This window comes from Luteibacter sp. OK325 (genome assembly GCF_003050935.1).
Lineage (GTDB): Bacteria > Pseudomonadota > Gammaproteobacteria > Xanthomonadales > Rhodanobacteraceae > Luteibacter.
Genome location: NZ_QAOX01000012.1, coordinates 72378 through 87555 on the forward strand (window position 1 = coordinate 72378; position 15178 = coordinate 87555).

Consider the following 15178-nt stretch of genomic DNA (forward strand, 5'->3'; position numbering starts at 1 on the left):
CTCGCCGTGCCGTACCCGGTATGCAGGGAGTAACACCAGATGAAGCGATTCCATGCCGCAGGCGCCCTCGGCGCCTATGCCTGCCTCCACGCGGGGTTGGCCTTTGCACAGAACCCGAGCCCTATCGACATTCGCGCCTGTTCGGCCATCGAGACGGACGCGCAGCGCCTGCTTTGCTACGACAAAGCCACGGGGCGCGACCAGCTTCCGCAGGCCGCCAAAAAGAAAGATGAAAAGGGCGAGTCGGTCAGTGTCGACCTGGCCACGCGCAACTCGAACGACGTGGCGCGCCCGGTCTCGCTGCTCGACAGCCGCTGGGAACTGTCGCCGGAGAGCAAGCTGGGCACGCTGAATCTGCGTGGCTACAAGCCGACGTATGCTCTGCCGTTCTTCGGCACCACGAAGCAGAACAAGACCCCGTCCAGCCCGGCGCCGGATCACACCGTGACCGACCCGCAAGAGCTGCAGAACGTCGAGGCGAAGTTCCAGATCAGCCTGAAAACCAAGGCCCTGGAAAACATCTTCGGCGACAACGGGGACCTCTGGATCGGCTACACGCAGTCGTCCCGCTGGCAGGTCTACAACAAGGAAAACTCGCGTCCGTTCCGCGAAACCAACTACGAACCCGAAGCCCTGCTGGTGTTCAACACCAACTACAACATCTTCGGCTGGAGCGGCCGTCTTGCCGACATCGGCGTGAATCACCAGTCCAACGGCCGCGCCGATCCGCTCTCACGCAGCTGGAATCGCGTGGTGGCCGACTTCGGTTTCGAAAGGGAGACCTGGGTGGTGAACCTGCGCCCGTGGTGGCGCATCCCCGAAGGCGGCAAGGAAGACGACAACCCCAACATCGAGGACTACATGGGTCGCGGCGAAGTGCAGATCGTGCACGAGATGGGCGCCAATGAGTTTGCGCTGACCGCGCGCCATTCGTTTCGCACCGGCGATCGTTCGCACGGCTCGCTGCGCGGCACCTGGAGCTTCCCGGTGGTGCACAACCTGCGCGGCTACCTCGAAGTGTTCAACGGCTATGGCGAAAGCCTGATCGACTACAACCACAAGGCGACCTATCTCGGCGTCGGCGTCTCACTGCTCGACTGGTATTGATAGAAACATGGGCGAACTCAAAACCATGTGGGAGCTGAAAACCATGTGGGAGCCGCTTCAGCGGCGAAAAGCCAACGGAGCGGTGTAGCCCCAAGGCCTATCGCCGGCAAAGCCGGCTCCCACATGAGGCCGGCACCATGGAAGGGAGCCGGCCAGTTATCCACCGCTTAGTGGTGGTGACCACCTTCACCATGGATGTGGCCGTGCGACAGCTCGTCCTCGGTCGCGTCGCGCACGCCGGTGATCTCCACGGCGAAGTGCAGCGTCTGGCCGGCCAGCGGGTGGTTGCCGTCGACGGTGACATTGTCGCCTTCAATCTTGGACACGGTGACGTTGATGCTGCCCTGGTCGTTACGGCCCTGGAACTGCATGCCCGGCTGCAGGTCTTCCACACCCTGGAAGGCGGCTTTCGGAACCACCTGGACCAGCTCGTCGTGGCGCACGCCGTAGCCTTCCTCGGCGCTCACGTCGACCTTGAACTGGTCACCGACCGACCGACCTTCCAGCGCCTTTTCCAGACCCGGCACGATGTGGCCTTCGCCGTGGATGTACGCCAGCGGCTCGCGACCGTCCGAGCTGTCGATGACATTGCCCTGGTCGTCGGTCAGCGTGTAATGGAAGGAAACGGCATGGCGGTTGGCAATCTGCATGAAAATTCTCGCTATGAAGAGTAATGGAAGGACGTGTGGGCGACCTTGGGGGCCCTCAAGGCTAGGCGACCAGCCGCCCGACTGCAAATCACGAGGCCTTCGCGATGCTGCGGCGCAACCCGCCGCGACCGCGTAATCTGCTAGTTTTCCCGCCCTTCCCTTCCCCCTTTCGACGCCCCACCGGGAGCCGCATGTTCGACTGCATTCTGATCGCCAACCGTGGCGAGATCGCCTGCCGCGTGATCCGGACCTGCCGCCGCCTGGGCATCCGCACCGTGGCCGTGTATTCCACGGCCGATGCCGACGCCCAGCACGTGCGCCTTGCCGACGAGGCCTGGCCTATCGGCGGTCCCCGCCCGGCCGAGTCCTACCTGCGCGGCGACGCGATTATCGAGGTCGCCCTGAAAGCCGGCGCCCAGGCGATCCACCCCGGCTACGGCTTCCTCTCCGAGAACACCGATTTCGCGCGTGCCTGCGCCGCTGCCGGGATCGCCTTCATCGGCCCGCGCCCGGAAAGCATCGACGCCATGGGCTCGAAAGCGGCCGCCAAGGCGCTGATGGAGACGCACGCGGTGCCTCTGGTCCCCGGCTACCACGGTGCCGACCAGGACCCGGACCGGCTGGCGAAGGAAGCCGCCAACACGGGCTTTCCGTTGATGATCAAGGCCGCGTCGGGCGGCGGCGGCAAGGGCATGCGCATCTGCCGCGATGCCGCCGGCTTCGCTGAAGCGCTCGCCTCGGCCCAGCGCGAAGCAGCCAACGCCTTCGGCGATACCCGCGTCATCCTCGAGCGCTACGTCGAACATCCCCGGCACATCGAATTCCAGGTGTTCGGCGACACCCACGGCAACCTCATCCACCTCAACGAGCGCGAGTGTTCGGCGCAGCGCCGTTACCAGAAGGTGCTCGAGGAAACCCCCTCGCCCTTCCTCGACGCTGCGCGTCGTGAGCGCATGGGCGCGGCCGCCGTAGCCGCCGCCCGCGCCGTCGACTACGTGGGTGCCGGCACGGTCGAGTTCATCGTGGCCCAGGACGGCGAATTCTTCTTCATGGAGATGAATACGCGCCTGCAGGTCGAGCATCCGGTTACCGAAGAAACGCTGGGCCTGGACCTCGTGGAATGGCAGCTGCGCGTGGCAGCCGGCGAGCCGCTGCCGCTCGCCCAGCAGGATATTCACGCCCAAGGCCATGCCATCGAGGTGCGCCTTTACGCCGAGGACCCGGAAGCGAATTTCCTGCCGGGGTCGGGCCGCCTGCAGTCGCTCAATCTGCCGGCGCCTTCGCGCCATGTCCGTCTCGACGGTGGCGTGATCGCCGGTGACACGGTGACCATTTTCTACGATCCGATGATCGCCAAGCTCATCGTCCACGACCGCAACCGCGAGCAGGCGCTCGAGCGACTGCGCGAGGCACTGGCCGTCATCGATATCGTCGGGCCGAAATCCAACGTCGGTTTCCTCGAAAGACTGGCGCGTCACCCCGCCGTGGTCGAGGGCCGGATCGACACGGGTTATCTCGATCGCCACCTTGAGGAATTCCTCACCGGTGATAGCGTCGCGGGCGCTACTGAACTGTTCGCCGCAGCGACTGCCGTACTGCTCGCCGACGAACTCGCGCAACGCGGCGCGGCGGCCGATCCGCATTCGCCCTGGGCGAGTGCCGACGCATGGCGTATCGGCCATTCGGGCAAGCGCGTCGTCGCCCTGATGGAAGGCGAGGTGCGTCACGAGATCGACGCGCATGGCCATGATGGCGACTATGTGCTTCGCAGCGGCGATGCCTCCTGCACCGTCACCGGCGCACGACTGGGTGGCGACGTCCTCTCCGCACGCTTCGACGGCCAGGCCCGACGCCTGCCGCTCGGCACGCTCGGTGTGCGCATTCGCGTGCACGACGAAGCCGGCCGTCGCTGGAATTTCGAGCGCGCCCCTGCCTTCGCCTGGGCTGGCGCCCAAGGTTCGACAGCGCGTCACCTCGCCGCACCGATGCCCGGGCGCATCGTGCTGGTTCGCGCCGCCGTAGGTGACGTGGTCGAGGAAGGCCAGGAGCTGCTGGTGATGGAGGCGATGAAGATGGAACTGGCCTTGAAGGCACCGCGCGCCGGCACCATCGAGTCGATATCCGCCGTGCAAGGCGACTTCGTCGATGCCGACGCGATCCTCGTCCGCTTCGCCGAACCAGCCTGAACAGGATTTCCATGAACACAACGAACCACGTACGCATCGTCGAAGTCGGCCCGCGTGACGGCCTGCAGAACGAGAAAGCCATGCTCGCCGCCGCGGTGAAGATCGAGCTGATCGACCGGCTTTCCGCCACGGGCCTCACCACCATCGAGGCGACCAGCTTCGTCAGTCCGAAGTGGGTGCCGCAGCTGGCCGATGCCGCCGAAGTCTTCCGCGGCATTCGCAAGGTGCCGGGCGTGGTGTATCCGGTACTCGTGCCCAATCTGCAGGGTTATGAGCGCGCACGAGAAGTCGGCGCGACGGAAGTGGCGGTCTTTACTGCCGCGTCCGAGGCGTTCAATCGCAAGAACATCAATGCCTCCATCGACGAATCCATCGAGCGCTTCGTTCCCGTCATGGAACGCGCACGCGCCGATGGCGTCGCCGTGCGCGGCTACGTCTCCACGGTGCTCGGCTGCCCTTACCAGGGCGAGGTGCCCGTGGCCGATGTAGTGCGCGTGGCGCGTCGCCTGCACGAACTCGGCTGCCATGAAATCTCGCTCGGTGACACGATTGGCGTGGGCACGCCGGCGAAAGCACGCGACATGCTGCGCACGGTGGCGACTGAAGTGCCGATGAGCGCTTTGGCCGTCCACTTCCACGATACCTACGGGCAAGCGCTGGCGAATATCCTGTCCTGCCTGGAAGAAGGCGTGCGCGTGGTGGATAGCGCGGTGTCCGGTACCGGCGGCTGCCCTTATGCCAAGGGCGCGACCGGCAATGTCGCCAGCGAGGATGTGGTGTACATGTTGCATGGCATGGGCATGAACACCGGGATCGATCTCGATCGGTTGATCGAGACCGGGGCGTGGCTTGCTGGACAACTGGGCAAGGAAACCGCGAGCCGGGTGACACGGGCGCGGACGGCGGCGTGAACCGACCCCGCGCCATATGTCAGAGGGCGAAGTCGCTTGGTGAGTTCCAGTAACTCCAGCGATTTGTCATGCGCGCCAAGGTCAAGGTGTATGCGTAGCGGTGGAGATATCTCCGATCTCCGGTTTCCAGAAACATCATGTACAGGTGCTCACCTTCCGGCAGAGGCTGTGCATAAGGCCGCTTCCTATACATCTGTGCCACCTCACCGGTCACTTGAAGAGCCGGGCCATGTACCGCCGATGGGTTCAGATAAGCGAGCTGGTCCGTGTCGAAGCCGGTCCGAGCGAGCATCCCCGCATCGAGACCGTCCAACTCAAGCAAGCCGATGGAAAGAACGTGGCGCGCATGGATCATCGACTCACGGTTCGTCACGTCGATCCCCTCGGGAAAGTGGGTCAGAAGTTCCGGCGAGGCAAATCCGCGACTGACCAGGGTGCGCCTCACGACAGCATTTTCGGCCGCGGCATTCACGCGCTCGATTCCGTTCATGGCTCTCATTTCCAGCCTCGAAGGAACTCGCACCCCCTGTCCGTCATGCCCGCCAAGACGGCGTATCGCACCAATAGATCGCGCATCATCGTGACCACCACGCAACCTGGGTGCTTTCAACGCCAGCGGTGACCTGACTGTGGGTGGCTGCACATACTTCGTCGCGGCGATAAAACCCCTCCAGCCCTTGACGGCCTGCGAGGCAAGCTTCGGGCCCAGCGTCGCTCCCATAGCCGCCCCGCCCAACACGGCGGACGCAAGACCGAGTTTCATGGCGAGGGCGTCGTCGCCGCTATCCATCGCCGCAGCGGAACCGATGGAAAGACCGATCGATGTGATGTCCACGGCGACGAGGCCCACAGCCGTTGCCTGACTGGCGGTGGCCGTCAACGAGACGACGGGGCCAATCGCCAGTGCAAGGGTGCCTCCGGACGCCGCGATCGCGATGCCGGAGGCGACGACGCCGATTCCGACGAACAGCCAATCCAGCCATCCTTCACCGCTGGGATCGCTACGGTTGATGGGATCGCCCGAGCAATAGGCGTATGCATTAAGGCCGCCGTGACCGAACGGGCTGGCGATGTCGGGGCAGTGAAATCGCATGAGGGCGGGGTTATATGCGCGGTAGTGGCCGAGCACATACCATTCGACGTCGCGATCCTTCAGTTCACCCGTATAACCGATATCGGAGGCGCCCTCCCCTACGCTGCTGTAGCCGTGCGGGCTATAGACGGGTGTCGTGATGACCGCACCGGCTTCGGCGATCACCGAGCCCTGGGAGTCACCGCCAAGCAGAATCACTTCCTCACCGTCGCCGTGCGATCGGGTCTGTGCGATGGTCGCGCCCTGGACATGATGAAATGTTGTCGAGTCGGCCTTCCCCTCGTCCCGGCTGAGTTGTCCTGCGAGATAGTATCGATGCCGATCGTCCTGGCCATCGTGGGTCGAACCGATTCGCCCAAGCGCATCGTATCGATACACCCGTTGCCGATCGTCCCTTGCCCAGCCGGCGGGACGCCCGAGGGCGTCATAGAGTAAACGGCGACGCTTCTCGTCATGAACGAGGTTACCGGCACTATCGTAGGTGAAGGTGAGCCAATCTATCTCGACGTTTTCTTGCGTGACAACGAGTTCGTTCAATTGTGTCGGATCGGCATCGTCGTAGAAGAATGCCCGCTTCTGCGAAGGAGACGCATCGAGATAGGTCGTGACCATCGTCACGACGTTGTCCAGCGCGTCATACTCGAATACCTGGCTCGACAACGGGTGCCCGGATTCGTCTTTCGGCACGTGATCGCCCTTGCAGGTATAGGTTACCAGGCGATCACGGACATCGTAGATGAACGTTTCGTCACGTCGCGCGCCTTCGCGGCTCAGTACGCGTGCGGTGAGCTTTCCTGACTTAGTGTAGGCTTGAGAGAGCGCTTGCACGGAAACGTCCGATCCACTGCGAGCCGTCAACACGCGCGAGATCTCCCGGTCGTGTTCGTCGAGCGACACTTCTTCATCCATGGACCGCGAGCCGTCGCGACTCTGCGTCTTGACACGATGCGAGCGAGAAAAGGCATCGTATGCCACATCGACGCTCACATGGTTGCTTTCCATGCGGATGAAACGCCCTAGCGCATCGTAGATAAGTTTATGCCGATCGCCGTTGACATCGGTGTACTCCGTCAACATTCCCCTGAGCGAATAACGATACGCGCAGTGCTTTTCGCCTTCGACTCCGTCGTGGCTCAGCGTTTCGCCCGATAGCCGACCGGAGGCGTCGTATTCGAAGGCATGCTTACTTAACGCATTGGCCACCGAAAGCGTGTCACCGGTCGTGGCCTCGTGGGTAAACGTGGTCAGGCCCCTAGCACTCGTCGCTTCGGTAAGGACGTCGCCGAGATGCCGCTCATGAACAAAGGCGACTACCTCGCCAGACGGCAAGATGATTCGATCAGGCTTCGCCGACGTCGCCGTATCGTAGTGATAGCTCGTGCGCCTTTGCCCTGCCTGCAACAGGGTTCGGCGTCCCAATCCGTCGTACGCCTGCCGGCCAAGCAGTTTGGTTTGGGGCCACGAGGCCGGATGATCGATCCAGATGGCCGTAATCAGACGATCATCGGTATAGTCGGCGTATTCATTCGCAATCACCGCGCCGTCGGGCCGGATCGTCCTGATGAGCCGGTCATATTCGTCGTACGCATAGCATGTGACGCGATCGAGGTCACCCGGAACACAGAGCACGGTCTCGATCAGCCGATCGAGGCCGTCGTAAGTCGAAAGCTGCGAAAGACACGCGCTGCCGTCAGCGTTCAGCGTGTCGAACCGCGCCGGCTTTCCGCCAGCAGTTCGCGTCACCCGCGTGCGGTTGCTACGCATCCGCCCCTCCGGGCCGTCGGCTTCCTCCCATCGTTCGGCAGTGCCGTTGACCGGATCGATGATGTGATAGCCGATCACACCATCGGCACCATGCACCTGGGCGACATTGCCCCAGCCATCGTAGAAGTAGGTCGTGGTGGTTGACACGGTTCGCTCCGTCGTCGGAACCGTTGCGTCGGCTGCGTAGGGTGGCTGGGTCGACACCACAGGCAGCCCGACATCGGTCGTCGTCTCACTTACTTTGTGACCCAGCGCGTCGAAATCGGCGCGCCATATCTCCCGATCCAGACCGTCGTCGTTCCAGTTTCTCGCAACGACCCGCATGGCCGTCCCGAAGCCGTCGAGCTGGACCACGGTTTCCTGCCCCGTCACGCTCCGCTTGACGATATGACTTCCTGAGGTTGCCAACACGTAGCTCGAGGTCGTCGTCGCTGCCCAGGCTGAATCCGCCGCTATGGTTTCTGCGACCTGACGGCCAATCGCGTCATGCGAGTAACGCATGGCGACACCATTCGGTGAGCGGTCCATAACAGGGAGGCCGCTCAGAATGGACAGTGCCACGATTGACGTGGTTTGCTGACTATCTCCGAAGGTGTTCATGACCCTGCTGGCCGTGATTGTCAGCACAGGGATGTCAACCTTAAGCGCATCCTTCTGCATCGCCGGATAGAGGTAGGCATAGCTCACCGTGTTTTCGACGCCGTTGTGACATGATGTCGTCCGCTCCACGCGGCCGTGATTCGGCCCCCGGTCGGTGACGAATGTCTGCGACGTGCTGCCGAGTGAGGGTCCGTCACTGGCCACCTCGTAAAGTGTCTCTGTCGACGGAACTATGTGACCGGGAGCACCATCTATCAGCGACAGGAGCGCATTGTAGGTATAGCAGGTCAACCGTACGGGACCTTCGCTGCCAGCGGGTGGACGCACGGATTTCTTACTGAGGAAGCGCACGAAGCCCAACGGGTCCGGCGGACACTCGTCCGACGGTTGCGCACCGAGGTAATAGTCGTAAATCTCCGCCGCGCCACGCTCGTCGGTGGCCTCGAGAACGTTTCCGTGGTCGTCGTATCGAGTCGTTCTCTCATGCTCGCAAACCGCATCGGGCTCTGCCATTCGGTAATATCGCGTGGTCTCCTTAGTCGGAAGCTGGCACGTGGGCTTCTGCTTCGTGAACGGAACCCCAGGATCCTCGTCGTAGCCCGTCTCGACTTCCTTGATGCAACCGTCCTGCGTGGCGCGCTCCAGTGTCAGCAGGTGGAAACGATTGAAGGTGCGCTCCACCGTCCGCACTGGATTTTGGGTGGCGTCGTACAGCGTTTCAGTCGAGGTGTATTCATAGCGCTGGCCTGGTGGCATCACCACTCTGTACAGGTTGTCTTCCTCGTCCATCCAGTCTTCCAGCGCACCGTAGCCGAAGAAATTTCGCGTGGAGTACGAGTACCTGCTTACCATCACTGGTTGCCCGTGACCCGGATCGCGACGGCAAGTCACGACGAACGGCATGTGAGTCAGCGGCTGATTACCCTTGCCCGGCAACGCATGCCCGTCCCACTTGTACTGAACCTCTTCCCTGCCACCCGTGGGCACAGTGACACCGCTGAGCATCAGCATCTCTACGTCCGCCCGGAGACGCTCGCCCAGCCCGAACCAACGCAGTACGGTCCGCCACAGGCCAAGACTGTGCTGCGACGAAGGCAGGAGCCGCGCGTCGTAGTCGAAGTGCCATCCGTCGCCGTAGCCTTTCGGCAATCCGACAGCCACTAGCCGATCATTGCTGAAACGAAAGGTGAAGGCGACGACCTGGAACGTTCCCGGGTGCAGGGTAACCACGGTGGAACCCAACTCGTAGGCCACTTCCAACAACCGCCGTCCCGTGCCGTCGGACACCTTCCTTAATTTCACGATCCCGTTCGAGGCGGACTGGTCCAGAGTGACCGCATACCCCTCCGGCGAACGCAACTCGCGCAACACCGCCACGCCTTCGCTGCCCGCATCCGCACTCAGGATTTCTGACTGCCCCGACTTGTGGACGACGCGGTACTCACCGTCGAACCCCGCCTTGATCAGATCGAAGGAGCGCAGCTTGCGGTCCTTGAACGTGGCAGTGCCATTGACGAACGAGTCGACCAGGAATGACTCGCCACTGGACAGGAACAGCCGTCTGCGATAACTGTCATAGCGCGTGGTTGTCAGCGCCCAGCCGATTCCGAAACCGGCATCCACCGCGTTCAGCGCGTTGAAACTGAGGCCCAGACCCACTGTCGGTCCGCACAGGTTGTTCGCGGCTAAGCCCGGCAGGCTGATTGAGCAGGAGTACATGCCCGTGCGGGGGTCGACGCCGGTGTTTACGGCGCTGAGGAAGTTGAAGGCATTCGAGTGAACAGCGCCGGCTTCGGCGCGACCTGTCTGCTTCTTTCGCTTGTTCATCGGGGTCCCCGTTGCCTCGTCGATCACACCGCGGTTTCCATGAAACGACTGAGAATGCGTTCCACATCCCCGGTCGGGGATGCCGTGAGACTTTGTCGCCCTGCCGTCATGGGGGAGTCAGGTACGCCTCCCTGATGACGCGTGAGTGGCGAAGGTTGTGAGCTGGCATTGCCCGCAGACATGTCGGTCGGTCTCCGCCGCAGTCCGTTGCGGTTCCGTGCCAAACGCTGCAACGGTGGCGGCGCCATCTCAGTGACCGCGTTTTCCGTCGAGCGTCCAGCCTGAGCAACGGAATCCGGGCTACCTGCGGAAGGACTGGGGCGCGGACGAAGTCGAGGACCGGCAGTGCTTGCAATAGAGCGATTTATACCGGCTGCAGCGCGGTCGGCAGCTCGCGCCTTGCGAATCAGCGTACCTGCGCCGCGCCCAATAGCACTTGCCCCTCGCCCTACAGCGCCAAGCGCCGTGCCGGCCACCTGGCCAACGGTCTCGCGCGCCTTGAGCAGTCCCGCCTTGCGCGCCCATCCCGCCGAAAAGGCTCCAATCGCCATCCCGGCGAGAGCAAATCCCTGCGCCCCCTCCTCCCAACCCGTTTCCTCGGCCGCGACCGACGTTATGTCGAATGCCAAGGCTACTGTGGACGCCGCTACCGAAGCGGTCGTGTAAACGTCCGACGCCGCGGCGATCGTACCGGCGGCGGTGGCGGCAACGGCCGCCTCCGTATTGATGCCAAGGGTAAGAGCAACCGAAAGCCCCACTCCAGGCGCGGTAACGGTCAAACCAAATGCAATCAGACCAAAAGCGATGAGACCCAGCGCCTCCCACCACTCCTGGCCTGTCGGATCCACGCGCTCCGTGGGGTTGCATCCACAGTAGGCGTAGGCGTTGAAGTCGCCCGCACCAAAGGGAGAGGCAGCATCCGGGCTATGAAACCGCATGAGGCGAGGGTTATACGCGCGATAGCTACCCAACAGGTACCACCCGGTTGTGTGATCCATCAACTCGCCGGCAAATCCAATATCGCTATCTCCGGAGCCCTCGGCACGATGACCGTAAGCGGTATAGGCTGCCTGACGCGGCTCCGCCGAAGCCTCGCCGATCACCGAACCTTGTGCATCTCTCCCCAGGAGTACCACTCCTCCAGCCTTCGTGTGCGCCAGCATGGATCCCTCTACGCAATGGTATGACGACGACGAAGCTTCGCCGGTCTCATACGTAACGTTGTCACCATCGTAGTAGCGATAGCGACGATGCCCATCGTCTTCGACGCAACCAATTCTGTCGAGGGGATCGTAGCGATACGTTCGTTGCGAAGGGCCAGCACTCCAACCGATCAGCCGACCGATCGCGTCGTATTCAAGCTGCCTCCCGTCCTCGTCACGCAAGAGGTTTCCTGACGGGTCATACGCGAAGGCGAGCATGAGATCTGGCCTGCCCACCTGCTTCTCGACCAGTTTCACCAACTGGGTCGGATCCTGCCTGGCATAATGAAACGTCGAGACTTTCTCTGGCTCCAGCGGATCGATGAAGCGCGTGACGAGCTTGCGGATATTGTCCAGGGCATCGAGGGTGAATCGCTGGTACGAAATGGCGCGACCCGATGCATCCACTGGTCCGTTCAAGCCCTTGCATCGATACTCGATAAGACGACCACGCACATCGTAATCGTAGCGCTCCTCACGAGCGCCCGTCTCTGTGACGCATGTGCGGCCCTCCAGATGCCCGGTCGCCGAATACGTATGGGTCATCGCCTGACCCAGGGCCATGTGCGCGGATTCACAGGTGACGACACGGCGGCTCTCGCGTCCGTGCTCGTCATATTCCATCGTCATCACCGTGGCACGAGATTCGTCGATTGTCCACGTGGAAACTCTGCTGCGCCTCCCGAAAGCATCGTACTCAAGCTCCGTGACCAGCGCACCGTTCTCAAGACGCTGAAGCCGGCCCAACGAATTGAACTGGAGGCGGCGTTCAACGCCGTCCACGCCTGCAAACCGAGTGAGCTGACCCTTCAGCGTGTACCCGGAATAGATGGCTACCTGCACCTGGTCGTCATACGAGAACGTCGCCTTGGCAAGGCGTCCCGACGAGAGATAGTCCATAGACTGCGAGCCAAGCGCATTGGTCGCCCTCAGTAACCAGCCGCGTTTCTTGTCATGTTCGAACGCAACTTTGTCTCGATCGGGTTGGCTGGAGGTGGTCAATTCAACGAGGCGTTCACCAAGGTATTTCTCGTAGCGGGATGCGACAACCTCACCGGATGGAAGCGTCGTTTCAAACGGCAATGTTGCACCCTCCTCGTACGCGTACCGGGTTTCGCGCTGCCCCGCCCTGAGCAGGGTTCGCCGGCCCAATCCGTCGAAGGTCTGCTTGCCAAGCACAACGCCCTTCCCTGGCAGCGAAGTGTGATGAACGACGATGCTTTCCAGCCAGGCTTCGTCGCTATGGCGCGCGTAGGTTCGCAATACGATTGTCGAGTCGGGAAGCGTCGTCTGGCTTAGCCGGTCGCACGCGTCGTAGACATGGCGGGTGAGGTGCCCCGCGGCGTTGGTCTCAGCGATGCAGCGGTCGAGGCTGTCGTATTCGTACTTCGTGTCGGCCTGAGCGCCCTGACTGTCGATTCGCTCTACAAGGAGCGGCTTATTGCTTATGCTTGTCGTGGTTCGGATGTGACCACTCTGACGGACCATACCGCCGTCGATGACTTCGTCGTACTCATCCGTCACCCGACGGACCGGGTCCACGAGAGCGACTGACTGAACGCCGGAGGGGTGGATCGTTGCTATACAGTTATCCCACCCGTCGTAACGGTACTGGGTCTGGAGCACAAGAACGCTACTGGTACTTCCGACGACAGGCACGTCAACATCGGTATGTATGTCAGACACCATCCGTCCGAGGACATCGAAGCTTGCACGCCAGATTTCGTGGTTCAGACCATCTCCTTTCCAGTTGACCGCAACGTGCGACACCTCTCGACCGAAGCCATCCTGCTCTACGCGCGTCCGCTGACCCGTGGCGTCGGTTGCTTCCATCCAGCTTCCTTCGTACGCCAACGTGTAAGCGCGCGTTTCACTGACTGCGAACGCGGAATCGGCGGATGCCGTTTCCCTGATAAGTCGCCCCAGTCCGTCATAAGCGATACTCCTCTTCACGTGCTGTGCATCCTCTTCGGCAACCTGGCGCCCATCGAAGAGGGAGCGGAACGTCGCGGTCGCCGTTGTATCGTTGTTCGATCCGTCGCTGCCGATTCGCGTCGTCGTCGTGACCAGCACAGGCAGCGAAACCGCCGGGGTGTTCCGCTCCACCTCTCGCATTGCATAGGTGACGGCGGTTGTGCTTCGAACGCCTCCGACCACACGCAGCGTTCCCTGCGGCCGACCATGGTGAATCCCGGCATCTGCGACAAAGGCATACGTTTCGTCACGGAGTAAGGTCGGCTTGCCGATACACGCGACTTCGTACCACGCCGCGCTCCTGGGGACGACATGGCCAGGACCGACGAGGTCCCGCGAAGGAAGCAGGTCGTGACGATAGGTAGTCTCCCGTGCGGGGAAGTCACCCACCGGTGGAAGGATGCGCTTATCCCTCAGGGACCGGACGAAACCGAGTGGGTCGGGCGGGCAGTGCCCCTTGACACCTTCGGCCGGATAGTAAGTACAGATTTCGCGCGTGCCTCGCACATCGACATGGGTTAAGCAGTTGCCATGATCGTCGAAGGAGCTCGTTTCAATGTCCTCTCGGATATCTTCTTTCCTTGCCCTTCTTCCCGGCTTTTCCTCTGGGTAATACCGGGTCGTCACCTTGATCGGTAGCTGGCACGTAGACTTCTGCCTCGAAAATGGGAGTTCGGGTACCTCGTCGTAACCCGTCTCGAGTTCCTTGACGCAACCGTCCTGCGTAGTGCGCTCCAGCGTCAACAGATGAAAACGATTGAAGATGCGCTCCACCGTCCGCACTGGATTCTGGGTGGCGTCGTACAGCGTTTCAGTCGAGGTGTATTCGTAACGCTGGCCTGGTGGCATCACCACCCTGTACAGGTTGTCTTCCTCGTCCATCCAGTCTTCCAGCGCACCGTGGCCGAAGAAGTTGCGCGTGGAGTACGCATACCGGCTCACCACCACAGGTTGCCCGCGACCCGGATCACGCCGGCAGGTCACCACGAACGGCATGTATGTCAGTGGCTGATTGCCTTTGCCTGGCAAGGTATGGCCATTCGGACGGTAGGCCACATCCTCCTTACCACCCATGGGGACCGTCGTGTGGTTAAGCAGCAGCAACCCGGTGTTCGTTTCCTCGTACCCAAAGTGCCATCCGTCGCCGTACCCTTCCGGCAAGCCGACGTCGACCAACCGATCGTTGCTCAAGCGAAAGGTGAAGGCGACCTTTTCCGTATCCGGGTGCAGGGTCACCACCGTGGAACCAACGTTGTAAGCCACCACGAGCAGACGCCGTCCCGTACCGTCGGTCACCTTACGCAGCTTTGCGACGCCATTCGCCGCGGCCTGATCCAGCACGACGACGTACCCTTCCGGCGAGTGCAGCTCGCGCAGCACCGCCACGCCTTCGCTGCCCGCGTCCACCCGCAGGATCTCCGACTGCCCTGACTTGTGGACAACGCGGTACTCACCGTCGAATCCAACCTTGATCAGATCGAAGGAGCGCAGTTTGCGGTCCTTGAAGGTGGCTGTGTTATTGACGAACGTGTCGACCAGGAACGACTCGCCGCTGGACAGGAATAGCCGCTTGCGAAAACTGTCATAGCGCGTCATCGCCAGCGCCCAGCCTATGCCGAAACCCGCATTCACCGCGTTCAGCGCGTTGAAGCTGAGTCCCAGACCTACTGTCGGACCACACAGGTTGTTCGCAGCCACGCCGGGCAGGCTGATCGAGCAGGAGTACATGCCAGTACGCGGGTCAACACCTGTGTTTACCGCGCTCAGGAAGTTGAAGGCGTTCGAGTGAATGCTCCCAGCCTCGGCCGCGCGCGGTCTCGTCCTGCTACGTTTATTGGCGCTTGTCATGCCTGCCTCCATGCAG

The 15178-nt window shown here is 62.1% G+C and carries 6 protein-coding genes; 3 read left to right on the plus strand and 3 right to left on the minus strand.

Annotated elements, in window-relative coordinates; all coding sequences use genetic code 11:
- Positions 1-39: 39 nt before the first annotated feature.
- A complete protein-coding gene (locus C8J98_RS20160; RefSeq protein WP_107915404.1) occupies positions 40-1107 on the plus strand; it encodes a phospholipase A in 1068 nt (355 codons plus the stop codon).
- Positions 1108-1274: 167 nt separating this feature from the next.
- On the opposite strand, the gene C8J98_RS20165 is transcribed toward C8J98_RS20160, so the two are convergent.
- A complete protein-coding gene (locus C8J98_RS20165) occupies positions 1275-1757 on the minus strand; it encodes a peptidylprolyl isomerase (protein ID WP_107915406.1) in 483 nt (160 codons plus the stop codon).
- 191 nt (positions 1758-1948) lie between these two features.
- Between C8J98_RS20165 and C8J98_RS20170 the strand changes: the two genes are divergently transcribed.
- Together C8J98_RS20170 and C8J98_RS20175 are read left to right on the plus strand one after the other, a co-directional pair.
- Positions 1949-3943, plus strand: coding sequence for a biotin carboxylase N-terminal domain-containing protein (locus C8J98_RS20170; RefSeq protein ID WP_107915408.1), 1995 nt, complete (start codon positions 1949-1951; stop codon positions 3941-3943).
- Positions 3944-3954: 11 nt separating this feature from the next.
- A complete protein-coding gene (locus tag C8J98_RS20175; protein WP_107915410.1) occupies positions 3955-4854 on the plus strand; it encodes a hydroxymethylglutaryl-CoA lyase in 900 nt (299 codons plus the stop codon).
- 19 nt (positions 4855-4873) lie between these two features.
- Here the strand turns inward: C8J98_RS20175 and C8J98_RS20180 are convergent, their stop codons facing one another.
- The gene (locus C8J98_RS20180) at positions 4874-10138 is read right to left on the minus strand and encodes an RHS repeat-associated core domain-containing protein (RefSeq protein WP_146171684.1); all 5265 of its coding nucleotides are present in this window, start codon (positions 10136-10138) and stop codon (positions 4874-4876) included.
- 23 nt (positions 10139-10161) lie between these two features.
- Positions 10162-15162: an RHS repeat-associated core domain-containing protein gene (locus C8J98_RS20185; RefSeq protein WP_158272768.1), complete on the minus strand. Its 5001-nt coding sequence runs from the start codon at positions 15160-15162 to the stop codon at positions 10162-10164.
- Positions 15163-15178 lie beyond the last annotated feature (16 nt).

What these genes read in the sequence shown, in the direction of transcription:
- C8J98_RS20160 (WP_107915404.1), top strand. Translation starts at nt 40, where the DNA reads ATGAAGCGATTCCATGCCGCAGGCGCCCTCGGCGCCTATGCCTGCCTC.
- C8J98_RS20165 (WP_107915406.1), bottom strand. Translation starts at nt 1,757, where the DNA reads ATGCAGATTGCCAACCGCCATGCCGTTTCCTTCCATTACACGCTGACC.
- C8J98_RS20170 (WP_107915408.1), top strand. Translation starts at nt 1,949, where the DNA reads ATGTTCGACTGCATTCTGATCGCCAACCGTGGCGAGATCGCCTGCCGC.
- C8J98_RS20175 (WP_107915410.1), top strand. Translation starts at nt 3,955, where the DNA reads ATGAACACAACGAACCACGTACGCATCGTCGAAGTCGGCCCGCGTGAC.
- C8J98_RS20180 (WP_146171684.1), bottom strand. Translation starts at nt 10,138, where the DNA reads ATGAACAAGCGAAAGAAGCAGACAGGTCGCGCCGAAGCCGGCGCTGTT.
- C8J98_RS20185 (WP_158272768.1), bottom strand. Translation starts at nt 15,162, where the DNA reads ATGACAAGCGCCAATAAACGTAGCAGGACGAGACCGCGCGCGGCCGAG.